The organism is Paenibacillus sp. PK3_47 (assembly GCF_023520895.1).
GTDB lineage: Bacteria > Bacillota > Bacilli > Paenibacillales > Paenibacillaceae > Paenibacillus_AQ.
The window spans coordinates 551417-573583 of record NZ_CP026029.1; the positions used below are offsets into that span (position 1 = coordinate 551417).

A 22167-nucleotide genomic window follows, 5' to 3' on the forward strand; every position below is an offset into this window, starting at 1 on the left:
GAGAAGACGTCCTAAATTTCATATTCTTCCAGGAACTTGATATCAAAATTGCCGTCCAGGAACACCGGATGCTCCAGCAGTTTCTGATGGAAGGGAATCGTTGTATGTATGCCTTCCACAGCAAATTCCGCAAGCGCGCGCTTCATTTTGGCTACAGCCTCCTGACGGGTTGGCGCCCAGACAATCAGCTTTGCAATCATGGAATCATAGAATGGTGAGATTGTATAGCCGGGGTAAGCTGCACTGTCCACACGTACGCCGAGACCGCCCGGCGGCAGATAAAAGCCGATTTTGCCCGGTGAAGGCATGAAATTGCGTTCCGGATCCTCTGCGTTAATGCGGCATTCCAGCGACCAGCCGTTAATAACAATATCCTCTTGGGCAAAAGAAAGCGGGTTACCTTCAGCGACAGAGATCATTTCCTTGATCAGATCCACACCGGTAATCATCTCCGTAACAGGATGCTCCACCTGAATGCGTGTATTCATCTCCATGAAATAGAACTGCCCGTCAGGTCCCAGCAGAAACTCAAGCGTCCCCGCTCCGGAGTAATTCACAGCCTGTGCCGCTCTGACTGCCGCCTGGCCCATCGCTTCACGGATTTCAGGGGTAAGGACGGAGCAAGGCGCTTCCTCCACCAGCTTCTGGCGGCGGCGCTGTACGGAGCAGTCCCGTTCACCAAGGTGAACTACATTTCCGTGCTTGTCGGCAATGATCTGAATTTCCACATGCTTCATGCCTGTCAGGAACTTCTCCAGGTAGACTCCGGCATTGCCGAAGGCCTTCTGGGCTTCCTGCTGGGCAGCGGTGATCTGCTTCACCAGGGATTCTTCATCCTCGGCAATGCGGATCCCCTTTCCGCCGCCGCCGGCTGTTGCCTTGACGATAATCGGATAACCGATGTCACGGCCCAGCATTACGGCCTCCTCAATATCATCCACAAGACCGTCAGAGCCCGGAATGATCGGAACTCCGGCGAGCTTCATTGTCTCTTTGGCTACTGCCTTGTCCCCCATGCGGGTGATCGCATCCGGTGAAGGACCGATGAAGGTGATATTGCAGGATTCGCAGATTTCCGCGAAGTCTGCATTCTCAGCCAAAAAACCGTAACCGGGATGAACGGCATCGCATTCGGTTAATGTAGCTACACTCATAATATTGGTAAAGTTCAGATAGCTGTCCTTGGACGGCATCGGACCGATGCAGTAAGCCTCGTCCGCCAGCCGGACATGCAGGGAATCCCGGTCCGGCTCCGAATAAACCGCGACGGTTGCAATCCCCATTTCACGGCAGGCCCTGATAATGCGGACCGCGATTTCGCCGCGGTTGGCAATCAACACTTTTTGAATGTTCATGCGTTTCCTCCCAAAGTTTAACGAAGCTTGCTAGCTCCTCATGTTCTGCGTCACCTTACTCCGGTTTTACCAGAAACAGCGGCTGGCCGTATTCCACCAGCTGGCCGTTCTCGGCAAGGACGGACACGATTTCGCCCCGAACTTCCGCTTCAAGCTCATTCATCAGCTTCATCGCTTCAATGATGCAGACGGTTGATTTCTCGCTGACCCGGTCACCTACTTTTACGAACGACGGGGAATCCGGAGAAGCGGCACTGTAGAAGGTCCCTACCATTGGTGAGACAATTTTATGTAATGCGCCTTCAGCTGGTGCAGAAACTGCCTGAGGTACGGCAGGGATCTCGGTTACGACCGGAGGTGCAGTATGCTGCGGACTCACCGGCTGCGGTGCAGGCGCAAAAGGATAGGCAAAAGGAGCCGCCTGTAGTACATTTCCGTCCCCTTCAGCACGGTCCGGCTTGCGGATGGCCAGCTTCATTCCTTCGCTTTCAATCTCCAGCTCGTGTACGGAGGAGGTCTGGTCCAGCAATTTAATTAATTCCTTAATCTCGCTTAACTTGAACATTTAATAGTTCACTCCTTCAGCTTTCTCATGAAGCCGCACCTTGGCAGTGCGGTCAGCAGAACGGCTTTGCCGCTTTTTCTAAAAAGAAGCAGTACGCTTCAGATGACATGCGATTCCTTAAATGGCGACCGGAACTTACGCAGCTTTTCCAAGATAACTTTATGTATTATATCACAAACGAACGAAATGGAAAGAGCCCGGGCAGCGCCCGCGCTCTTTCGGCATTTTATGCTGTTATCCGCATGTTTCTTATTGTGCTGAAACATATTGGACTCTGATTTTGTCCTGCGTAACACTCAGTTCCTTCATTACCATATCCACGATGCCTACCGCCTGCTTCACATCCAGCTTCTCGCTCATCACCACTACAGTATAAGCATTTCCGGTTTCTTCCTTCACGATTGCTTCCCCGTATTTCTGCTGCAGCTTCACTTCAATGTCGCTGATTTTGGATTCTTTTTCCTCAAGCTTGCTGAGCTGCTCATGGGCAGCTGCGTTCTCGGCAGGCGTCTTCTCCATATCATTGATTTGGGCAAGAAGATCGTTGTAGTTCTTCAGGTTCTGCTGCTCGCGTTCGTACTCATAATTGTTGAACAGGCTGCTTGCGGAAGCGCTTTGTGCGGCTACCTCTTTCAGGATTTCTTCATCGCCTTTTGCCGGTTCTTCTGCATCAGCTGCCGCGGAGCTATCCTTGTCTGCGGCAGCACTTCCGGAGTCCGTAGCTGCAGGCTTTCCGGTATTGGTGTCCGCAGCTGCCGTATCCTTGCTGCCGGCTGCAGCGCCACTGTCAGCTGTAGTGCTGCTGTCAGCTTCCGTGCTGCCGTCAGATGCCGCGCTGCTGTCCTCTGTTACTGCCGCTGCAGGGTCTTCCGTTACAGCAGCTGCACTGCTGTCTTCTGCAGCCGTATTATCACTGCTTTCGCCTGTGACTGCCGCTGCTTCAGTATCAGCATCAGTGGTGAGCGCGTCCTGAGTATCGACTTCATTAATGACCAGTCCGCTGTCGAGCACGGCTGCATCACTGTTGCCGGCCCCGTCTTTTACAGTGTCCACCTGGATGCTGCCCGCCGTTTCCTGCGGAATTGAAGTTCCTGAATCCTCGGTAAATAAGTAGTAAGCAGAGAGCACCACCATCAGACTGAGCATGGATACTAACCAGATCGTTTGTCTTTTGCCCTTCATTACCAATTCCTCCTCAAATTTATACTCCTTGCCTCACTTCAGATACACTTTCCGGGAAGCTTCACCTGGTATCATTCCTGCTTGCGCGGGACTACGGAAATGCGGTGGCCCGGTACGTTCAGCCCCCGCTCGACGGCCTCTTCAATCAGCCCCCGGACCACCTTGTTCTCCGCGCCTTTCGCAACAACAAGGACGCCCCGGATCTGCGGCTTAATGCGTTTCGTAATGATCGGTGTCTCGTCTCCCGACTGGCTGTAGGTGACAATCTCGCCATCCCTTGTGTACTGGGTAGTATGGCGTTTACCGCCGCTGGCGTCGGTTTCTTCGCTCTGCTGCTGGGAATCATTCATATTGCGGACCACTACAATTTCCTCTGTCGAATCTACCGTAACCATAATATCGACGGTGCCGACGCCTACAATTTTCTCCAGAATTTCCTTGGTGCGGTCTTCCATCGCCTGCTCTATACCATCAAATGAACCGGGAGACGGGCTCTCCCCCTGCTGCAGCGCAGCCTGTGCAGACTCAGCGGCCGGCGGCTCCCGCCCCGTATTCTCGCTGTCCAGCTTTTTGACATTGACAAAGGAGTTGAACAGCATGATCGCCACCCCCAGCAGCCCCACAATGATCAGCCAGCGGAAAACATGACTCCTCTTCGCACTTCCGCCGGCTCCGCCTCCTGCCCACTGCTCCAGTTTTTTCAGCCAATTGCCCATGCTTCCTATCCCTCCCCAGTTATCCGAAGGTATGCCTTATTCTCTGACTCGACAGTTACGACTTCACTGTACCGGAGCCGGCGTTCTGCACCTGTATAACATCAGGGTCCAGATTCCAGTTCTGCTCAAGCAGCCGGATGACAGACTGTGCTTCGGCGGCTGCTGCCTTATCCTCCAGCCCGTTTCCGGAACCTGCCGAAGCCGGAGATGAATCCTCCCGCTTCTCCGTTCCTGCATTTCCTGCACCCAGCCTCACCTGAACAGGCTCTACTGGCTGTATGACGATCGGCTCTGCAGGGGGATCTGCGGAAGACGGGATTCCAGCGTCCACGCTGGAGTCCGCAGCAGCATCCGGGTCCTGAAGGATCACATTTACCGCTGATATAACAGGGACTTCCTCGCTGCCTCCGGTTCCCGGGACTTTTCCTACACCCAGCTTCACTGTAACTTTTACTCCCTGAACTCCAGTGCTTGCCGCAATTTGCTCGCGCATCTGTCCTGCCACCTCCTCTGCCGCCAGCTGCAGGCTCTGCTCCCTGGCTCCTGCTGCCAGCATCCGGCCGTCAGCCAGAATCTTCTCCAGTGAACCGGCGCCTTGTCCGGCCCCGCCAAGCAGGCCGCCATTCTGGTCCTGCTGCACCAGTGCCAGCTTCAGCTCTGCGGCGGCATCGCCCTTCAGCAGGGAGATGATGGGACTCAGCATGGTGAGCAGGACCAGCAGGCTGAGCACAAGCCTGGCATAACGCTCCATCGACTTTCCCGGAAGCAGCATTTCCACAAAGGCGGCCATCAGCACCACCAGAATGAGCTCCCGCAGCCATCCGCCTAACCAGGTCATGGTAACCTCCTAAAAGATCCTTTTCATTCATTCACTTTGCCTGCTCTTGTAAAAGGCTTCACCTCATCATCACCGTGACATTGCCTGCGGTCAGCATGATCGTGACAGCCAGAAAGAACATCAGCGAGACGGCGGCGAGTGCGGCGAACACGTAAATCATGCTCTTGCCGATCGTCTGCAGGCAGGACACAATCGGCGTTTCGCCCAGCGGCTGCATGACTGCAGCGGCCACGTTGTAGATCAGCGCCAGCACGAGGATTTTGATCGCCGGGAACGCGCAGAGAAACAATATAATGATGACTCCCGAGAGCCCGATGGCATTCTTGACCAGGAGCGAAGCCGAGATGACCGTATCGGTGGCATCCGCAAACATTTTGCCGATGACCGGCACGAAATTGCCTGTAATATATTTGGCGGCGCGGATTGTTACCCCGTCAGTAACCGAGCTCGTAATGCCCCTGACCGAGATCACGCCGAGAAAAACAGTCAGCAGCACTCCCAGCAGTCCGGCACCGATATTGCGCAGCAGGTTGGCCAGCTGGGTCAGCTTGTATTTCTCCGACATCGCGCTCACCAGATGCAGCACCGCCGAGAAGAACAGCAGCGGGAACACGATCGTGTGGATGAGCGTACCGACGGTATGGATCATAAATACAATCAGCGGATGCGTGACCGAGACGGTAACGATGTTGCCCATGGAGGCGAGAAGCGCGAACAGGAGCGGGATCATCGCCATCATGAAATCGATCATCCGGTCAATGGCATCCTTGGCATAGCCCATGGCGATATTGAAGCTGTTGACGGCGATGACGAGCACCACCATGTAACAGAGCATGTAGGCAATTTTGCTGACTGCCTTCCGTTCAAAAGCGGTCTGCAGCGTCTCCAGAATCATGCTCAGCACACTGACCATCACAATCGTGACCAGCAGCTTGCCGTTATAGAGCACTTCGTGCCACATGTAGGAACCGAGACCGGCCAGTACACTTTTGAAGCTGAGTCCATCATCGCCGGGAAGCAGCATATCCATCAGTGCCGGGGTTTTTCCATCCGGGAAAAATCCGCCGTACTCCTTCATCAGCTGGTCCCAGTAAGATTCCACACCGTCTGTCGGCAGGTTCTGCATCTGTCCCCTGACCCATCCGTCCACAGGTGATGAGCTGTCTCCGGAAGCCTGCGGGAGTGAGGCCCCGGATGCTGCCGAAGCTGTACCTCCCAGGCACAGGAACACCAGAAAAGGCAGGAGCAGCAGGAGTCTTTTTATTTTTGGCGGCCGGAAAACACAGCGCTCATGCACGATCCTTCCTCCTGTCCCACTCAGGTATTCCTGCTTGTACCGCATCCTTTAGGCGGGAAGCAGCTTCATCACGGTTTCGATAATAATGCTGATGATCGGCACCGCCAGCACCATGATCAGCACCTTGCCGGCAAGCTCGATTTTGGAAGCGATCGATTCCTGTCCGGCGTCGCGCACGATCTGGGCACCGAATTCTGCAATATAGGAGATGCCGATGATTTTGAACACGGTTTTAATGTAGATCATTTCCATTCCCGATGATTCCGCCACCCGCTCAAGCGTGCCCAGCACCGTACCGATTTTGCCGATGAGAAACAGGAAGATCAGAATCCCGGCTCCGGTGGTCAGCAGAAACGCGAACATCGGCTTTTGTTCCTTAAGTACGAGGATCAGCACTGTTGACAAGAGACCAATTCCTACTACCTGAATGATTTCCATAAGGCCGTCCTACTGAAAGAGAAAAATGGTTTTGATTTCCTGAAGCAGCCCGTCCAGCATGCGGATGACCATAAACAGCACGATGATAAATCCCACAATGGTCACCCAATGGGCGATATCTTCTTTGCCCATCTGCTTCAGGACTGTGTGAATCATGGCGATAATGATGCCTATGCCGGCAATCTGAAAGATCGCGTTGACTTCAATATTCATTCCTGGCACCTCGCTAAAAGATCAAAATGACGATCAATGCCCCAAGCAGCAGCCCCAGGCTTTTGCTCATCTTTTCATACTTGCCCTGATCCTCCCTGGCCGCTGTCTCCTCCTGCTTCAATTGCTGCAAAGCCAGCGAAATATGCGTGCTCTGATTCGACCTGTCACTGGTGCCGAGCGTGCAGCTGAGCTGCCGCAGAATTTCCTTCTCCGCACCCTTCAGGGCAGCGGATCTGAAATGGGCCTCCATCGCCCGCTGAATGGCCTCCTCGGCGCTGCGGTCCAGCGGCGGGCTCATCTCTTCAGCCGCAGTGGTGAAAAAGGACCTCAGCGGTTCCTTCGACTGCTGCCCGATCCGGCGGAGCGCTTCCGGCAGCGGTGTATACCCGTACTGGATTTCAGTTTCCAGCCGCTGCAGCGCTGCAATAAGACCTCTGATATTCCGGGGCCTGTCTGCATACTGGGCAGCCCGGACGAATCCGGCGAGTGTACCGGCAAGCACGATCAATACGGCTCCGAACAGCTTAAGCATGGCGGTCACTCCCCGCCTGATCCTCCGGCACCATCTGGAGCATCCCCCGCTTCTGTCCGTCCAGAATGCGGAAGGAGAGGCCGGTTTCTGCCCGGTGCAGGATGACATAGCGTTCAAACATCCGGTGCTCCATCAGGCCGCCCAGCCCCGGCCTGCGGGCCAGCTCGGCCACTTCCTTGCCGTGGGCCGAGGCCACGACGGTGATTCCGGCATGCAGCGCTTCGGTCACCGCCGCAGCATCCTCCGGCCGGCCGATTTCATCAGCAATCAGCACATCCGGTGACAGGGAGCGGATCATCATCATCATCCCTTCCGCTTTGGGACAGCCGTCAAGGATATCCGTCCGCGGCCCGACGTCAAAGGCCGGAATGCCGCGCCTGCTGCCGGCGATCTCGGAGCGTTCATCCACGATGCCTACCTTCAGACCGGGGCGGCTGCCGTCGCGTCCGGAACGGCTGCCCGATGAAATCTGCCTGGCGAGGTCCCGCAGCAGCGTAGTCTTGCCATGCTGCGGCGGCGAGAGGATCAGCGTATGCATGATCCTCTGCTTGCTCCTGTCCACCAGGTAAGGGAGGATGCTGTCGGCCAGTCCCGGCATCTCCCGGGCAATCCGGACGTTGAAGCCGGTAATATCCCGCAGATGCTCCACGCCTCCGCCGCTGAGTACAGTCCGGCCGGAGAGGCCGATCCGGTGCCCGCCGGGGATGGTAATAAAGCCTTTGCGCAGCTCTTCTTCCATCGTATAAAGCGAATGGTTGCTGATCAGGTCCAGCAGCCGGTGTGTATCCTCCCGGTTTGGCTTGTACGCTTCACCGGGGCTTTGCGTCATGCTGCCGTCACTGCAGAGAAAATGGTATTTCCCTGAGTAGTTGACTTCCAGCGGACGTCCCTCGCGGACACGGATCTCTTCCACCTTGTCCAGAAGCAGGACGGGAAGCCCCCTCAGCAGCGCTCTTACTTTCTCGGGAAACAATAAAAGCCAATCATGAGCCATACAGAGTACCCCCAAGCTGAACTCTACTTTAATAGCTTTATTCCATATTTATGCTTGTACGCGGACTTTATGACTATCATCTATCATTTTTTCAGAATTCCGATTAAGAGAAAGGCAACCCCGCAGGCGATCCAGCCAATCTTGCCCCATGAGAGCTGCGCGGCCATTCCGCTCAGGCCGACCGCTGTCGTCAGTATCAGAATTGTCGGTCCGACCAGAGCCAGCCCGGAATTGACCGCCAGCGCTTTATCGACCTGGTTCAGCCGCAGCATAATCAGTGCAGCGGTAATCTCCACACTGCCCGAGAGCAGCCGCAGCACCGCCATCCAGCTTACATACTTGTCCAATCTGCTCAACTCCTTTTTACAAGTCTACTGCCTGTCTCCAGCCCATTTTCCGCAGAAAAAATGCCGTTATCCATGGATATGCGGAACTGGCCCACTTTAGACAACAGAACCTGCTGCACTTACCGGAAAAACAGTGTGAAAGAAATCATAGTGAATCCCTCTATAAAAAAATATCATCAGTATGATAAAATTAATTTTGCACTTTATGCCTGACAGAGTGGAAAATAGTTGTGCCTGCGGATGGTTAAACTAAGCGGGCCATCATTATGAAGACTTCATAAAAAGGGGAATGGACCATGCAAGTTCGTAATATCGTAGTGCCTCTTACTTCGGGGAATGCAGCCAAGGGGATCAGGGATGTAGCAGTTATCATATTTTCCGCTTTTCTTGTGGCCTGCGGGCTCAGGCTGTTCCTCATTCCTCATCAGCTGCTCAGCGGCGGTGTTGCGGGGACGGCCTCTATCATCGGTTATTTGAGCAATCCTAAATATATATCGCTCTTTTATTTCGCCATCAATCTTCCAATCCTGATCTGGGGCTTCATTGCCGTAGGTAAAAAATACATCTGCTTAAGCATGCTGTCCGTCGTTGCCACCACCTGGTTCCTGACGGTCATTCCGCTGGTGAAGCTGACAAAGGACCCGATTCTGGCCAGTATTTTCGGCGGGGTGATCATTGCAGCCGGGGTAGGCTTTTCGCTGCGTGCGGGAGGATCTTCCGGGGGATTTGATATATTAGGCTCTATCATTACACGCAAACGCGATATTCCTATGGGCACAGTGCTCTTCGTGATGGACGGCCTGGTTATTCTAAGTCTCGGTTTCTTCAAAAGCTGGGACTCCGCCCTCTACGCCATGCTCTGTATTTTTGTCAAAAGCCGGGTCATCAACCTGATCCACATCCGCCATGTGAAGCTGACCTGCTTTATTGTGACCAAGGAACGCGACAAGATGCTGAGCCGCCTGACGCTCCTGCCCCATGGCGTTACTGTTGTCAATGCGGAGGGCGGTTACAGCCATGAAGGGAATACGATGCTGATGACCGTAACGACACGCTACGAGCTGGCTGAATTACGAAGATCCATTCTCGAGACGGACCCGAAGGCTTTTGTCAACGTGCTGGAAACGGTGGAAATACTGGGGAGATTCAGAAGGCTTACTTAGGGGGTACGTGCTGATTTATCTGCTTATATCTGCAATTAGAAGGTTGTGGACTGCTTCAGCAAGGGTGCTGTGAATGTAGTTGGATTTTCTCCATCTAATTATATTCTTTTAGAGCTTTTTGGATAATTAGTTGGAAAACCTCCCGTTATTTCAGCGGATACATACCTTTGGAGGCTAATCCAATACATTTAAGCGGAGGTTTTCCCACTAATACTGTAATTCAGTCATTCTGCCTGAAATTAGGTGGAGAAATTCCATTTAGCTTATTCTGCATTCGTTCCCCGGATGACATTCCTCCATTAACATGTAACATGCCTCATATAACATGCCCCATAAATAATAGGGTGTCCCAACAAAAGCCATGGAATGGCTGTTTGGGATGCCCCCTTGGTATGGTGTAAGATGTAAGTCTGTACTTGGGTGGACGCTCCGTTCGCGGAGCGTCTATTAAATGTGCCCAGGCATATCCTGCTCGAAGACAAAAAAGAGCTGACCCCATGCCATCTAATGGCTTAGGGTCAGCCCCTTTAAACAAATCCTAACGGCGGTCCTTGGGACCCCCGACGAAAGCCTGCTCCTCTGTATCCAGGTTATAAGCAGTGTGCAGCGCCTGAATGATCTGCTGCAGATTGCCGGATTCCACAACACAGGATACCTTGATCTCAGAGGTGCTGACCATTTTGATGCTGACGCCCTGGCTTGAGATCACTTCGAACATCTGTGCCGCCACACCCGGATGGCTGACCATGCCTGCTCCGACGATCGAAACCTTGACGAGGTTGTCTTCCGAAGTTACCTCATCATAAGGCAGCTCGCTGTGCAGTCCTTCAATGACTTCCTGGGCCCGCGCCAGATCGCTCAGCGCCACGGTAAAGGAGAAATCAGCCTTGCCGTTCTGAACACCGCTCTGTACGATAATATCCACGTCAACGCCTTCGGAAGCCAGCTTGCCGAACACCTGGGCAAGTACCCCCGGCAGATCCGGAACTCCCAGAATACTGATCCGCGCCACGTTCTTGTCATATGCAATACCGCTAACTACTACTCCCTGCTCCATGCTTGCTTCCTCCTTCACAACAGTACCTTCATTATGATTAAAGCTCGATCTGACGACCAGCTTCACCTGATATCTCTTGGCATACTCAACTGCACGGGGGTGAAGTACCGCTGCACCCAGATTGGCCAGCTCCAGCATCTCGTCATAGGAGATTTCCTTCAGCTTGCGCGCAGTCTTCACAATACGGGGATCAGTGGAATAAATGCCGTCCACATCGGTATAAATTTCGCAGACATCCGCCTTGATTGCCGCCGCCAGTGCGACCGCTGTTGTATCCGAGCCTCCGCGGCCCAGGGTCGTAATCTCGCCGTCCAGGGTCATTCCCTGGAATCCGGCCACAATCACGATCTGTTCGCGTTCCAGGGCTTCCAGCACCCGGCGCGGAACAATTTCATTAATGCGGGCCCGGCCATGGGTTTCGTCTGTGCGGAAGCCCGCCTGCCAGCCGGTATAAGAAACGGCATCACGGCCGATCCCGTGCAGCGCAATCGACAAAAGCGCCACAGAGATCTGCTCTCCGGTAGTCATCAGCATATCCATTTCACGGGCCGGCGGCTGTTCATTCAGCGCCTTCGCCTGATCGATCAGATCATCCGTGGTATCTCCCATAGCGGATACGACCACAACGCAGCGGTGGCCTTCATCCTGCTTGTCTGCGATACGTTTCGCAACTCTTTTCATTCGTTCAATGTCGCCGACGGAGCTTCCTCCGAATTTCATGACATAAAGTGACAAAGTTCCATTCACTCCCTATTTCGCTCTATGTAGCTTGAATTTGGTTTAACGCTTTACCCCAGTATAATACGAAATTCACATGAAGCGTTAATAGTTTCAGAAAAAAGTCCGCTGAAATTTCGGGAAACTTGTCTTCTTCCAGAATTTTCAGAAAAAAAGGTTCCCTTTAAAAGAGAACCTTTTGCATTCATGCCAGTTATCGTGTTCAGCATCATCCGTTTAAGCGGCCATCGAACGGCATAATTTGGCGCAAGCATAACAAGCTTCGGCACACACGCGGCAATGCTCAGCTTCATGTTTGCTGCATTCATCACCGCAGCGCTCACAGGCTTCAGCGCACAAACGGCATAATTCACGGCTGTAGGCAGCATCTGCCGACATGCTTTTCGCAGCAAATTCACAAATATCAGCACATTCTCGGTCCAGCCGGATACACTCCTTCATCATATCCAGGTTGTCTTCTTTCAGACAGGCGGAGTAACACCGGATACAGGCAGTCATACACTGTTGGCAGGCTTCAATACAGGCTTGAATGTGTTCTTGAGACATGAAATCCAACTCCTTAACGGTGTATTTAGGTAAATCGCTTCATTGAATATATACCCCCCAGGAGTATATACCAAACCTAATTCAAATCATTGGAGTCCCATTTCCTGCTGCACAACAAAAAAACCTCCGCTGCATATGCAGGGAGGCAGTGCTTGAAAACGCCGGATTCCGGGTGGACAACTACGCGCGGGAGATGTATTTACCTTCACGGGTATCGATCAGGAGAACGTCGCCTTCGTTGATGAAGAGCGGAACCTGAACAGTCAGGCCGGTCTCAACTGTAGCCGCTTTGGTAGCACCTTGAGCGGTGTTGCCTTTTACGCCCGGCTCGGTTTCCGTAACCTTCAGCTCAACGCTCGTAGGCAGGTTGATCCCGAGGATTTCGCCCTGGTAGCTGACAATGTTCACGGTCATGTTTTCTTTCAGGAAGTTAAGCTCCCACTCCAGCTGCTTTTCAGTCAGCTCGAACTGGTCGTAAGTTTCGTTGTCCATGAATACATGCTCGGAACCGCTGGCGTACAGGTATTGCACACCACGGTTTTCGATGATCGCGCGGCCAATGGTTTCTCCGGCACGGAACGTACGCTCAACGGTGTTGCCGTTACGCAGGTTCTTCAGCTTGGAACGGACAAATGCTGCACCTTTACCCGGTTTTACGTGCTGGAAATCAAGAACTGTAAAAATATCTCCTTCTACCTCTACGGTCAAGCCTGTTTTAAAATCGTTAACTGAAATCACTAAAAATCCCTCCTGGATCGTCTAATTTACATGATGAAGCGGTATTACAATACCAGATAATCTTTGGACGAATGCGTCAGAAGCGTAATACCGCTCTCGGTAATTACAATATCGTCTTCAATCCGTACGCCGCCAAGTCCCGACAGATAAATCCCCGGCTCAACGGTAACCACCATTCCCGGCTCCAGAATCTCGTCAGCAAGCTTGGACAGCCGCGGCCATTCATGTACCTCCATACCGAGACCATGCCCTGTGCTGTGGCCGAAATACTCTCCATAGCCGTAACGGGTAATAATGTCGCGCGCCAGTGCGTCAGCTTCACGTCCGGTCATGCCCGGTTTGATGTTCGCCAGCGTGTGCAGCTGGGCCTCAAGCGTAATGTCATAGATTTCCTTAAGCTTCGGATCGGGTGTTCCCAGCGCAATGGTGCGGGTCACATCCGAGCAGTAGCCGTCAAGCAGCGCACCGAAATCGAAGGTTACGAATTCGTTGTTCCCGATCACTTTGCTGCTTGCTACGCCATGCGGCATGGCGGAACGTTCGCCGGATGCCACAATCGTGTCAAACGATGAAGAAGTAGCGCCATGGGTGCGCATGTAGAATTCCATTTCCAGATCGACATCGCGCTCGGTCATGCCGGGCTTGATCACATTCAGGATATGGCTGAAGGTGGCATCCGCCAGATCCGCCGCCCGCTGCATCACAGCCAGCTCATCCTCATCTTTGTACATACGCAGGTTCTCGACTGCTTTGGATACCGGAACGAGTTCCGCCGGCGCAAGAGCTGCTGCATACGCTGTGTATGCGCTGAAGGTTACGTCATCCTGTTCGAAGCCTACACGCACTTTGCCGCCCTGCGGGAGCAGCTCGCGGACCGTGTCAATGAATTTAGTGCCGTGCTGAACAACCTTAAGGCCGTTCACCTGCTCAGCTGCCTGGGTCATATACCGGAAGTCGGTCAGCAGATAGCTTTCATCACCAGTAACCAGTACATACCCGGAGGAGCCGGTAAAGCCGCTCAAATAGCGGCGGTTAATGCCGCTGGTTATTAACATCGCTTCCAATCCCTGTTCCTGCAAAACCGTACGCAGCTTGGAGATACGCTTGTTGCCCATTTTCATTCTCCTCTCGAAATAGCCACATTGTATTTTAACATAGGGTCATGCCATTGAGAAGTTTTTTCGGGCTGTCAGGCAAGCTTTGTCCGCTGTTCCCGTTTCCGTTCATCCGTGTATTCAATAGACGCCGTGTACCCGATGAATAATCCCCACAATAAAAAGAGGCAAAATTCGCTCGTTACCGTGTTCCACGGGAGCCTGAACATCGGCTGCTGCAGAAAAAGCCATGATCCTGCAAGGAAGATGGCCGCCCACCAGAGCACACCGTAAATCATGCCGGGCCAGGGGCCCTTCAGCTTGCGGAATACCAGCACGTACAGCAGCGACGCCGCCACCGAGAATACGATAAAAAACAGATAACCGACCAGATGTCCTGCTGCGGTCAGCAGAAAATCATGCCGGAAAAACGGCTCGGCCAGAAATCCGGGAACAACCTTCGTAAAATGCAGGGCGTACATCAGCCAGCGGATACCCCCCCAGATCAGCCCGGCAAAAATGCCGAGTTCAATGGCGAAAAACAAGGGGTTGGTGTGATGCGATGTTTGCTTAATATTTTTACCCATTATACTGCCTCACTTTCACATAGTTGAACTACTGTGCCTGATCTCTGCACTCTTGGTGATAGTATGCACAGGAAAAGGCAATCCAACTAGCAATGTGGCCATAAATTAGTTACAATGGTTTATATAAATTATATTAATAAACGGGAAGGTGAATTGGTTGTCCCAGGAAACTCCCAGTTACGGCGGCCAAGCCGTCATTGAAGGCGTTATGTTCGGCGGCAAGCATGTCAACGTAACGGCCGTTAGACGCAAGAATCAGGAAATTACATTTTTGGAGGTGCCGAGAAGCGATAAGCGCTGGGTCATGAAACTGCGCAAGATTCCGCTGCTTCGCGGCATTGTCAGTCTTATAGATTCCAGTGCCAAAGGCTCGAAGCACCTCAATTATTCCGCGGAGTCCTATGCCGAGGATGAGACAGAGCCGGAGGAATACGCCAAACAGAAAGAGAAGGACAAGAAGAAGGAAGAAGGCTGGAGCCTTGCGATGATTTTCGGTGTCGCGGTCATGGGTATTCTCTCCTTTTTATTCGGTAAGGTTATGTTTACGCTCGTCCCCGTATTTGTTGAAGATTTCTTGTTCGGCAATGCGTTTGAGGGCTATGTGCTGCACAATCTCGTAGAAGGCGCAATCAAACTCATTCTTCTTCTCATTTATTTGTTTGCCATCTCACAGACGCCTGTAATCAAACGCCTGTTCCAATATCATGGTGCTGAACATAAAGTCATCAGCGCTTTTGAAGCCGGCGAAGAATTGACTGTAGAGAACGTCCAGAAGTACAGCCGTCTGCACTACCGCTGCGGAAGCAGCTTTATGATGCTGACCATCGTGCTTGGCGTGGTGATTTACTCTGTTGTTCCTTGGGATAATCTTACCCAGCGCGTGCTGCAGCGGATTATTCTGCTTCCGGTTGTTATGGGCGTATCCTTTGAAGTCCTGAAGGGCACCAATGCCGTCCGTGATATTCCGGTTCTGAAATACTTGGGTTATCCGGGACTGTGGCTGCAGCTGCTTACTACCAAGGAGCCCAAGGATGAGATGGTTGAAGTCTCCATCGCCTCATTTAACCGGATGCGGGAGCTTGATGCCGCAATCGAAGCAAGAGGATATACAGAAGCAAATGTATCAGGCGGCATATTGGATCCAGCGAAAGGATGAGTGGCCTATGATCAGGCATGCTTTGATTTTTTGGATTTCCGTTTGTCTTGCAGTATTCGGTGTAGTATCCGGAATTATGCTGTACGGATTCGAATGGCTCTTCTGGGAGATTCTCCCGATTGCCCTGATGTTTGGTCTTCTGCTTCTTGGTTATAAGCTGATCATGAAGGATCGGAGACGCGGTCCCGGCGGTTCAAGAACGAAGGTTAAGCCTTCCCAGAAAACAATGTCCAAGGTAGCCGGGGTCCGCAAGGCCCAGCCTGCTCCAGGCAAACGCAAAACCTACCCGTTTCAGGTCATTGAGGGCAGTAAAGGCAAGAATGATGATCAATATCCCAAATATCATTAGTCCCGTCGCCGGAAGGCATACGCGCTAGACGTCAAAAGGCATCCTCCACTGTATCCAATGTGGCGGATGCCTTTTTTTATATACTTATAATCCATGCTGCCTATGCTCGGGCCGCCAATTTTTGAAGAACTCCTCCCCTGCCCTGAATCCGGCAGCATACATTTCCTCGCTCAGCTCCGCAGAAATATGAAATCTTGTAGTCGGTATTCCGAGTGTCGGAATTTTGACAGTGCGCACGAACTTTTCGGTCTCAATGTATCGCTCATCATGCGCAGACAGCATTGTGCCTACCAGTGCCTGAAGCATGCTGAACGGCCCGGTGATCCTGTGGGGCTGAGGCGCCGTCTTTCCGATCAGCTGATAGCCGACTGTCGGGATTTTGCGTCCGGGAGATTTGAAGCCATCCGCTTTCTCTTCGAACAGCCATAACGGAAAATTGCTCAGCAGACCGCCGTCGACAAAATACACGAACTGCTCTGTGAACGATTTCCCGTTGGAGGCCTTCCCGTTCAAACGCAGCATAACCGGATCAAAGAAATACGGAATACTGCAGCTCATACGCACGGCTTTGGCCACTTCAAACTCTCCGGGAGAGAACCCGTAGTCCTCCAGATCATCCGGCAGGACAACAATCCTCCCGTTAGTGATATCCGATGCAATAATCGACAGCTTGCCCTTCGGCAGATCACTGAACGTAACGATCCCCTTTTCCCGCAGCAAATCCCGGATCCAGGCTTCAAACGCCTCTCCCGAGTACAGCCCTTTTTTGATCAGTACCCTTAGCGCAGGCCCGACGACAGCCGTATTGTACAATACTCCCCGCTTCAGGAATGATGTAAAAGAGGTGTTCCTGATGATCCGGCTCATGGCTTCACCGTCATAGCCTGCCGCCAGCAGGGAGGCAATAATTGAGCCTGAACTGGTCCCGGCTACCCTGCTGAAGGTGCGTCCGGCCTGCTCCGTCCCCTTCACTGCTCCTGCAAGCGAAATTCCTTTGATGCCGCCGCCTTCAAACACCGCATTAATCTCCATAACACAGCAATCCCCCGTTCCATAGATTCTATTGCTTATCTATGAACACGGGGGTTCATTCATGACTTTTTAAGATTTAAAATAGAACGTCAATAAGCCGGCCAGCCCGAACGGATTGCGGACCACGATATCATTGGCACGGAACATAATGCTGCCTTCCACTTCAGCGTATTTGTCATTATATTTCAGCTGGTTGATGATCTGCTCACCGCTCTGCCATTCCGCTTTCTGGTCACTTGCTCCGACCTTATAAGCGGCAAGGCCGATATACAGGTCTACCCCCGAACCTTGAACCTCCTTCACCCACCAGTCGACGAGCTTGTCATAGCGGGCTGCGCCGAAGGAGAGGCTCCAGTAAATCTGCGGGGCAATATAATCGATCCACCCTTCCTTGATCCAGGTGCGGGTATCTGCGTACATGTCGTCGTAAGCAGATACGCCAGCCGTTGTATCCGAGCCCGTGCTGTCAGCCTTTTTATTGCGCCATACACCGAAAGGACTTACACCATAAGACACTTTGGGCTTGATCTCATGAATTTCCTCTCCGAGCTGGCGGATAAATTCATTGATGTTGTCTCGGCGCCAGTCCCCTTTGGAGGTAATCCCATTGGTATTGTACGTCTTGTATGCCGCATCATCCGCAAAGCTGCCGGAGGGATAAAAGTAATCATCGAGATGAACACCGTCGATTTCATAGCCCCGGACAACCTCCATCACCGTATCGATGATATGCTGGCGCGCCTCCGGAATGCCCGGATTTATGTACAGCTTGTTCTCCGCTTTTACAATCCACTCCGGATGAGCTTTGGCCACATGGTTGCCTGCAAGGTTTGCAGTACTGGCATCGGTTGTTGCACGGAATGGATTGAACCAGGCATGAAACTCCAGGCCGCGCTGGTGGGCTGCACTGACCATGTATTCCAGCGGATCATAGCCCGGGTCCTTGCCCTGGGTGCCTGTCAGCACTTTGGACCAGGGTACAAGCTGGGAAGAATACAGACTGTCTGCAGAGGGTCTTACCTGCACGAACACGGCATTGTAGCCGATAGCCTGCAGCTTGTCCAGCATGCTGTCGAATTCCTTCTTCTGCTTGGTCTCATCGCCTGCTGAGGAAGCGGACGGCCAGTCCAGGTTAAAAACCGTGGAGATCCACGCTCCCTTCATCGCTTTGCCGGTCTTGATTCCCGGAACGCTGGGCACCGAAGGAACACTCGGCGTAGGCACTGCAGGCAGGGCCGGTACTGCCGGAGCCGACGGATCCTTGATCTCTATATTAGAGTACAGCGCAATATGCTTCGCCGCCTGGTTCCAGACGACCTGCAGCCCCAGCTGCTCGCTCACAAAACGAAGCGGCACCATCACCCGCCCCCGGGAAATTTGAACCGAGGTGTCGAGCCGGACGGAAGCCGAATTTACCAGCGCGGTTGTCCGGCCGTTGGTCAGCTTCAGCACGGTATCCCCTTTGCTGATCGTCGCAGTCCTGCTGGCCTGATCCCACTGAACCGCAGCGCCAAGCCCCTGGCTGATGACACCGACCGGAACCATAGTTACGTTGGAAGGCGTAATGTAAGGCGGCACATCACTATTCACTGCCGTGCCGTCCAGCTCAATCGTAATCCTGACGGCCGCAGCAGCCTGTGCTCCGGTGGACCAGATTGGCAGACATAAGACGAATACCAGTAAACCCAACATCCATTTGCGATAATTCATAGTTCCTCCCCAGGTTGTACATTTTAATAGTTGTGATGCAAAAAAAAGAAACGGCCCTCTCATCCTCTGGTAAGGGAGACGGCCGTTTTCTCATAAACGGAGTCTATCCAAAAAAAGGACGGTATCCGTTTTGACGTAAAAAAACTGGAAAGGTTGCGGTAATCCGCGCAAAAACTGCTTCAATTTAGGAATCACTGACCAGTTCGTGGTGAATATCATACAGTGTCTGCAGGCGTGCTTCGTCCCGGCGGAAATACTCCACCAGCGTTTCGATCCGCGTAATGGAATCCCAGCTCAGGTGATGCTCGATCCCTTCGACATCCTTATAGATATGTTCCTGCTGTACTCCGATCAGGCCGAGGAATTCCTCCAGCAGCTCATGACGGTCAACAAGACGTTTACCCACTTTTTTTCCTTTGTTGGTTAGGACAAGCCCACGATATTTCTCATAGATGAGATATTCGTCCTTATCCAGTTTTTGGATCATCTTGGTCACAGAGGAGGGGTGCACTTCCAGTCCCTCGGCTATATCTGAGACACGCGCATAACCCTTCTCGTCTATAAGCTTGTATATGCGCTCCAAATAATCCTCCATGCTGGGTGTTGGCATTCAAGTTTACCTCTTTTCTATAATAACATGGCGCCGGGGGCTAACCTTGCTCTAACAATGATACATGTTTCTGTTGCTCCTTGGCAAGTCCTTGTAGGAAAGACAACAGCTGTGTTAGCGATGTTTACCACGGTTCGGCACGCCTTTATTACGGCACAATAGCAGCATCCCCTTCTGAAAAGGAGCGTGAATCATGACAATCTCAGCACCTGAACGCCCCTCAGCCCGAAAGCCGAAAAAGCCGACCGCACTGTTCATTCCTGAGCTGGTTTTTTTCGAGCCGGATGCGCTTAATTATCCCAAAGGGTTACAAATTATGGAATGGGTGAAGGCACAAAATATCCCTTACCGGATGACTACTTCGCATAACCGGATTACCAATCTTCCCGGAGAGACCGAGCTGGAGCAGTACAAAATTGCCAAAAGAACGCTGGTCGTCGGCCTGCGCAAAACACTGACTTTTGACCAGTCCAAGCCTTCTGCGGATTATGCCATTCCGATTGCCACCGGCTGCATGGGACACTGCCATTACTGCTACCTCCAGACAACGCTTGGTGCCAAGCCCTATATCCGGGTGTATGTAAATACGGGGGATGTTATGGATGCTGCCAAAAAATATATCGATGAGCGCGCACCCGAAATTACGACCTTTGAAGCCGCCTGTACTTCCGACCCTCTTGGCCTTGAGCATATTACCGGCTCGCTTGCTGAACTCATAACCTTCATGGCCGGTCAGCCGCTGGGGCGCCTGCGTTTTGTAACCAAATACCAGCATGTCGAACCGCTGCTTGATCTGAAGCATAACGGGCATACGCGGGTCCGCTTCAGTATTAATGCCGATTATGTCATCAAAAACTTCGAGCCCGCCACGGCCCGTTTTGAGGAACGGATTGAAGCGGCCGGCAAAATTGCCCGGGCTGGTTACCCGCTCGGCTTCATCATCGCTCCAATTATCTGGCATGACGGCTGGGAAGAAGGTTACGGGGAACTGCTGTCCAAGCTGGCGAAGTCACTGCCTCCCGGTACAGGTAAAGGGCTGACCTTTGAAATGATCCAGCACCGGTTCACCAAAACAGCCAAGGCTGTCATCGAGAAGCGGTATCCGAAATCGAAGCTGGAGATGGATATCGAGAAGCGCAAAAAGAAATGGGGCCGCTGGGGGCAGAATAAATATGTCTACCCCGATGAACAGCAGACCGCCCTGCGGGAGTATATCACCGAGCGGATCTTTGAGCATTTTCCGGAAGCCGGCATCGATTACTTTACTTAAATCAGAAAAGCCCCGCTAATGGCGGGGCTTCTCTGATTTTCACTTGTTCTAAGTATCAAAAGATCAGCCAATCCGGCGTGATTCCCTGCAGCCATATGGTAATCCGGAACATCTGATCCGTGAACAGCAGAATGCCCATCAATACCATCAGCACACCGCCAGCTTTCATCAGTGCATTAGAGTATTTCAGAATCCGCCGCGCCCCGCCCAGGAAAAAGGCGAGCATGAAGAACGGCAGTGCAAACCCGATGCTGTAAGCTGTAATCAAGGTGAACCAGGTGCCGGGGTCACTGGCTGATAACGCAATAATCGCCGTCAGAATCGGTCCGATGCACGGTGACCAGCCCGCGGAAAAGCCGATGCCAAAAATGAACGAGCCCGCATATCCCGCCGGCTTCCATTTCAGATCCAGCTTGCGTTCACGCATCAGAAACTGCGGCTGAAAAATTCCCAGCAGGAACAGTCCCATCACGATGATCAGAATGGCTGAAAGCTGCCGGATCAAATCCCGCTGGCCGTTAAAAAATTCCCCGAACAGTCCTGCCCCGAAGCCGAGGGTATAGAATACCGCAGAAAAGCCCAGGATAAAAGCCAGCGTATGCGAAAGGGTCCGGAACCGGACCTCTTTGCTGTTGCTTCCGCTTTTTAACTCTTGGACGGACAAACCGGTAATATACGATAAATAGGACGGATAGAGCGGCAGACAGCAAGGCGAGATAAACGACGCCACCCCGGCGGCAAAAGCGATTCCTGCATTCAGATTGGACATTCGCAAGCAGCACTCCTTCCGGACTTAAGAATCACTACTTCTTGTCAGGTTTGTTTATGCAGGCAGACCTTTTTTACCGATCAAAGTTAGAGTTAATAGAGCGATCAGCAGCAGTACAATCGTGGCCCCCGGAGCGAGGTTCCATACGCCTGCCACTACAAGCCCGCCGACAACGGCGATTTCCGCAATCACGACGGACAGGATGACCGATGACTTGAAGCTGCGCGAGAGCAGCAGGCTGATGGCCACAGGAATGGTCAGGAGCGCGGATACCAGCAGTGAGCCTACAATCTTGATCGCCGTACTGATGACCAGCGCGGTCAGCACCGTGATCAGCATATTGAGCAGCTTCACCGGCAATCCGCTGACACTGGCGGCATCCTCTTCAAAGCTGAGCAGAAAAAATTCTTTGAAGAACAGCGTAACGACTACAACCACCGCAATGGTCACCAGCCCTACTACAATTAAATCCATATTGTTAAGTGTATAAATGCTGCCGAACAGGTAGCTCATAACATCCGCATTATACCCCTTGCCGAGGGTGAAAAAGAGTGAGGCCAGCGCCACCCCGCCTGACATAATAATTGCGATGGACAGCTCGGCGTAGCTTTTGTACGCTTTGCGCAGCTTCTCTATGGCAAAGGAGGCTGCTACCGCGAAAATCAGTCCGGCTCCAAGCGGATAAAAGCCGGTAAGGAACCCGAGGGCCACCCCGGCAATGGTCACATGGGCCAGCGTATCGCCGATCATGGAAAGGCGTCTTAACACAAGAAAAACGCCTATAAGCGGCGCAGTAATGCCAATCATCAGCCCGCCCGCAAGCGCCCGCTGAAAAAAGTCACTGAATAGAATTTCCAAGATTGATTATCTC

The 22167-nt window shown here is 52.6% G+C and carries 25 protein-coding genes; 4 read left to right on the forward strand and 21 right to left on the reverse strand.

Features of this window, described 5'->3' with window-relative positions:
- Positions 1-11 precede the first annotated feature (11 nt).
- The 11 genes from accC to C2I18_RS02705 all read right to left on the reverse strand — a co-directional run bounded on the left by accC (position 12) and on the right by C2I18_RS02705 (position 8456).
- Positions 12-1355, reverse strand: a complete 1344-nt coding sequence (gene accC / locus C2I18_RS02655; RefSeq protein ID WP_249899746.1) for an acetyl-CoA carboxylase biotin carboxylase subunit — start codon at positions 1353-1355, stop codon at positions 12-14.
- 55 nt (positions 1356-1410) lie between these two features.
- Positions 1411-1920, reverse strand: a complete 510-nt coding sequence (accB, locus tag C2I18_RS02660) for an acetyl-CoA carboxylase biotin carboxyl carrier protein (RefSeq protein WP_249899747.1) — start codon at positions 1918-1920, stop codon at positions 1411-1413.
- A gap of 249 nt (positions 1921-2169) precedes the next feature.
- Positions 2170-3102, reverse strand: coding sequence for a SpoIIIAH-like family protein (locus C2I18_RS02665; RefSeq protein ID WP_249899748.1), 933 nt, complete (start codon positions 3100-3102; stop codon positions 2170-2172).
- A gap of 71 nt (positions 3103-3173) precedes the next feature.
- Positions 3174-3818, reverse strand: coding sequence for a stage III sporulation protein AG (gene spoIIIAG / locus C2I18_RS02670; RefSeq protein ID WP_249899749.1), 645 nt, complete (start codon positions 3816-3818; stop codon positions 3174-3176).
- Between the two features lie 55 nt (positions 3819-3873).
- Positions 3874-4656 carry a stage III sporulation protein AF gene (gene spoIIIAF / locus C2I18_RS02675; protein ID WP_249899750.1) on the reverse strand — a complete coding sequence of 261 codons (783 nt, stop codon included), beginning with the start codon at positions 4654-4656 and terminating at the stop codon, positions 3874-3876.
- Positions 4657-4714: 58 nt separating this feature from the next.
- Positions 4715-5953, reverse strand: a complete 1239-nt coding sequence (gene spoIIIAE / locus C2I18_RS02680) for a stage III sporulation protein AE (RefSeq protein ID WP_481857867.1) — start codon at positions 5951-5953, stop codon at positions 4715-4717.
- Between the two features lie 48 nt (positions 5954-6001).
- Entirely contained in the window at positions 6002-6391 is a 390-nt protein-coding gene (gene spoIIIAD, locus C2I18_RS02685) for a stage III sporulation protein AD (protein ID WP_249899751.1), read from the reverse strand.
- Positions 6392-6400: 9 nt separating this feature from the next.
- Positions 6401-6604, reverse strand: a complete 204-nt coding sequence (spoIIIAC, locus tag C2I18_RS02690; protein ID WP_020426549.1) for a stage III sporulation protein AC — start codon at positions 6602-6604, stop codon at positions 6401-6403.
- A 13-nt stretch (positions 6605-6617) separates the two neighbouring features.
- Positions 6618-7136, reverse strand: coding sequence for a stage III sporulation protein SpoIIIAB (spoIIIAB, locus tag C2I18_RS02695; protein ID WP_249899752.1), 519 nt, complete (start codon positions 7134-7136; stop codon positions 6618-6620).
- The gene (spoIIIAA, locus tag C2I18_RS02700) at positions 7129-8130 is read right to left on the reverse strand and encodes a stage III sporulation protein AA (protein WP_249899753.1); all 1002 of its coding nucleotides are present in this window, start codon (positions 8128-8130) and stop codon (positions 7129-7131) included. Before spoIIIAA ends, spoIIIAB begins: the two co-directional genes overlap by 8 nt.
- Before the next feature lie 83 nt (positions 8131-8213).
- Complete coding sequence (locus C2I18_RS02705) at positions 8214-8456, reverse strand: YqhV family protein (protein WP_249901985.1); 243 nt, start codon at positions 8454-8456, stop codon at positions 8214-8216.
- Positions 8457-8773: 317 nt separating this feature from the next.
- Between C2I18_RS02705 and C2I18_RS02710 the strand changes: the two genes are divergently transcribed.
- Entirely contained in the window at positions 8774-9640 is an 867-nt protein-coding gene (locus C2I18_RS02710) for a YitT family protein (RefSeq protein ID WP_249899754.1), read from the forward strand.
- A 538-nt stretch (positions 9641-10178) separates the two neighbouring features.
- Here the strand turns inward: C2I18_RS02710 and C2I18_RS02715 are convergent.
- From C2I18_RS02715 to C2I18_RS02735, 5 genes are all read right to left on the reverse strand, one after another.
- A complete protein-coding gene (locus C2I18_RS02715) occupies positions 10179-11432 on the reverse strand; it encodes an aspartate kinase (RefSeq protein WP_249899755.1) in 1254 nt (417 codons plus the stop codon).
- A 219-nt stretch (positions 11433-11651) separates the two neighbouring features.
- Complete coding sequence (locus C2I18_RS02720) at positions 11652-11981, reverse strand: four-helix bundle copper-binding protein (RefSeq protein WP_249899756.1); 330 nt, start codon at positions 11979-11981, stop codon at positions 11652-11654.
- A 180-nt stretch (positions 11982-12161) separates the two neighbouring features.
- Positions 12162-12719 (reverse strand): elongation factor P, encoded by a 558-nt coding sequence (efp, locus tag C2I18_RS02725; protein ID WP_249899757.1) that lies wholly within the window; start codon positions 12717-12719, stop codon positions 12162-12164.
- Positions 12720-12763: 44 nt separating this feature from the next.
- Entirely contained in the window at positions 12764-13834 is a 1071-nt protein-coding gene (locus C2I18_RS02730) for a M24 family metallopeptidase (RefSeq protein WP_249899758.1), read from the reverse strand.
- 74 nt (positions 13835-13908) lie between these two features.
- Positions 13909-14400: a YqhR family membrane protein gene (locus tag C2I18_RS02735; protein ID WP_249899759.1), complete on the reverse strand. Its 492-nt coding sequence runs from the start codon at positions 14398-14400 to the stop codon at positions 13909-13911.
- A 208-nt stretch (positions 14401-14608) separates the two neighbouring features.
- On the opposite strand from C2I18_RS02735, the gene C2I18_RS02740 reads away from it, so the two are divergent.
- Together C2I18_RS02740 and C2I18_RS02745 are read left to right on the forward strand one after the other, a co-directional pair.
- A complete protein-coding gene (locus tag C2I18_RS02740; RefSeq protein ID WP_481857911.1) occupies positions 14609-15556 on the forward strand; it encodes a DUF1385 domain-containing protein in 948 nt (315 codons plus the stop codon).
- A 7-nt stretch (positions 15557-15563) separates the two neighbouring features.
- Positions 15564-15905 carry a hypothetical protein gene (locus C2I18_RS02745; RefSeq protein WP_249899761.1) on the forward strand — a complete coding sequence of 114 codons (342 nt, stop codon included), beginning with the start codon at positions 15564-15566 and terminating at the stop codon, positions 15903-15905.
- A gap of 84 nt (positions 15906-15989) precedes the next feature.
- On the opposite strand, the gene C2I18_RS02750 is transcribed toward C2I18_RS02745, so the two are convergent.
- The 3 genes from C2I18_RS02750 to mntR form a co-directional block, all read right to left on the reverse strand.
- Positions 15990-16937, reverse strand: a complete 948-nt coding sequence (locus C2I18_RS02750) for a patatin-like phospholipase family protein (RefSeq protein WP_249899762.1) — start codon at positions 16935-16937, stop codon at positions 15990-15992.
- Between the two features lie 69 nt (positions 16938-17006).
- Positions 17007-18647, reverse strand: a complete 1641-nt coding sequence (locus C2I18_RS02755) for a family 10 glycosylhydrolase (RefSeq protein WP_249899763.1) — start codon at positions 18645-18647, stop codon at positions 17007-17009.
- Between the two features lie 184 nt (positions 18648-18831).
- Entirely contained in the window at positions 18832-19257 is a 426-nt protein-coding gene (gene mntR / locus C2I18_RS02760; protein WP_249899764.1) for a transcriptional regulator MntR, read from the reverse strand.
- Positions 19258-19456: 199 nt separating this feature from the next.
- On the opposite strand from mntR, the gene splB reads away from it, so the two are divergent.
- On the forward strand, positions 19457-20527 hold the full coding sequence (gene splB, locus C2I18_RS02765; protein ID WP_481857912.1) for a spore photoproduct lyase: 1071 nt from the start codon (positions 19457-19459) through the stop codon (positions 20525-20527).
- A 55-nt stretch (positions 20528-20582) separates the two neighbouring features.
- On the opposite strand, the gene C2I18_RS02770 is transcribed toward splB, so the two are convergent.
- A complete protein-coding gene (locus C2I18_RS02770) occupies positions 20583-21296 on the reverse strand; it encodes a cytochrome c biogenesis CcdA family protein (protein ID WP_249899766.1) in 714 nt (237 codons plus the stop codon).
- Between the two features lie 54 nt (positions 21297-21350).
- The gene (locus C2I18_RS02775) at positions 21351-22154 is read right to left on the reverse strand and encodes a metal ABC transporter permease (RefSeq protein ID WP_249899767.1); all 804 of its coding nucleotides are present in this window, start codon (positions 22152-22154) and stop codon (positions 21351-21353) included.
- Positions 22155-22167 lie beyond the last annotated feature (13 nt).

Bases quoted from the DNA above. Each gene is read 5' to 3' on its own strand.
- spoIIIAB (WP_249899752.1), bottom strand. From the start codon at position 7,136: ATGCTTAAGCTGTTCGGAGCCGTATTGATCGTGCTTGCCGGTACACTC.
- C2I18_RS02740 (WP_481857911.1), top strand. From the start codon at position 14,609: ATGTTCGGCGGCAAGCATGTCAACGTAACGGCCGTTAGACGCAAGAAT.
- C2I18_RS02750 (WP_249899762.1), bottom strand. From the start codon at position 16,937: ATGGAGATTAATGCGGTGTTTGAAGGCGGCGGCATCAAAGGAATTTCG.
- spoIIIAD (WP_249899751.1), bottom strand. From the start codon at position 6,391: ATGGAAATCATTCAGGTAGTAGGAATTGGTCTCTTGTCAACAGTGCTG.
- C2I18_RS02770 (WP_249899766.1), bottom strand. From the start codon at position 21,296: ATGTCCAATCTGAATGCAGGAATCGCTTTTGCCGCCGGGGTGGCGTCG.
- C2I18_RS02665 (WP_249899748.1), bottom strand. From the start codon at position 3,102: ATGAAGGGCAAAAGACAAACGATCTGGTTAGTATCCATGCTCAGTCTG.
- C2I18_RS02720 (WP_249899756.1), bottom strand. From the start codon at position 11,981: ATGTCTCAAGAACACATTCAAGCCTGTATTGAAGCCTGCCAACAGTGT.
- C2I18_RS02705 (WP_249901985.1), bottom strand. From the start codon at position 8,456: ATGGCGGTGCTGCGGCTGCTCTCGGGCAGTGTGGAGATTACCGCTGCA.
- accB (WP_249899747.1), bottom strand. From the start codon at position 1,920: ATGTTCAAGTTAAGCGAGATTAAGGAATTAATTAAATTGCTGGACCAG.
- spoIIIAC (WP_020426549.1), bottom strand. From the start codon at position 6,604: ATGAATATTGAAGTCAACGCGATCTTTCAGATTGCCGGCATAGGCATC.
- C2I18_RS02755 (WP_249899763.1), bottom strand. From the start codon at position 18,647: ATGAATTATCGCAAATGGATGTTGGGTTTACTGGTATTCGTCTTATGT.
- C2I18_RS02745 (WP_249899761.1), top strand. From the start codon at position 15,564: ATGATCAGGCATGCTTTGATTTTTTGGATTTCCGTTTGTCTTGCAGTA.
- spoIIIAA (WP_249899753.1), bottom strand. From the start codon at position 8,130: ATGGCTCATGATTGGCTTTTATTGTTTCCCGAGAAAGTAAGAGCGCTG.
- C2I18_RS02735 (WP_249899759.1), bottom strand. From the start codon at position 14,400: ATGGGTAAAAATATTAAGCAAACATCGCATCACACCAACCCCTTGTTT.
- C2I18_RS02730 (WP_249899758.1), bottom strand. From the start codon at position 13,834: ATGGGCAACAAGCGTATCTCCAAGCTGCGTACGGTTTTGCAGGAACAG.
- spoIIIAF (WP_249899750.1), bottom strand. From the start codon at position 4,656: ATGACCTGGTTAGGCGGATGGCTGCGGGAGCTCATTCTGGTGGTGCTG.
- accC (WP_249899746.1), bottom strand. From the start codon at position 1,355: ATGAACATTCAAAAAGTGTTGATTGCCAACCGCGGCGAAATCGCGGTC.
- mntR (WP_249899764.1), bottom strand. From the start codon at position 19,257: ATGCCAACACCCAGCATGGAGGATTATTTGGAGCGCATATACAAGCTT.
- C2I18_RS02710 (WP_249899754.1), top strand. From the start codon at position 8,774: ATGCAAGTTCGTAATATCGTAGTGCCTCTTACTTCGGGGAATGCAGCC.
- spoIIIAG (WP_249899749.1), bottom strand. From the start codon at position 3,818: ATGGGCAATTGGCTGAAAAAACTGGAGCAGTGGGCAGGAGGCGGAGCC.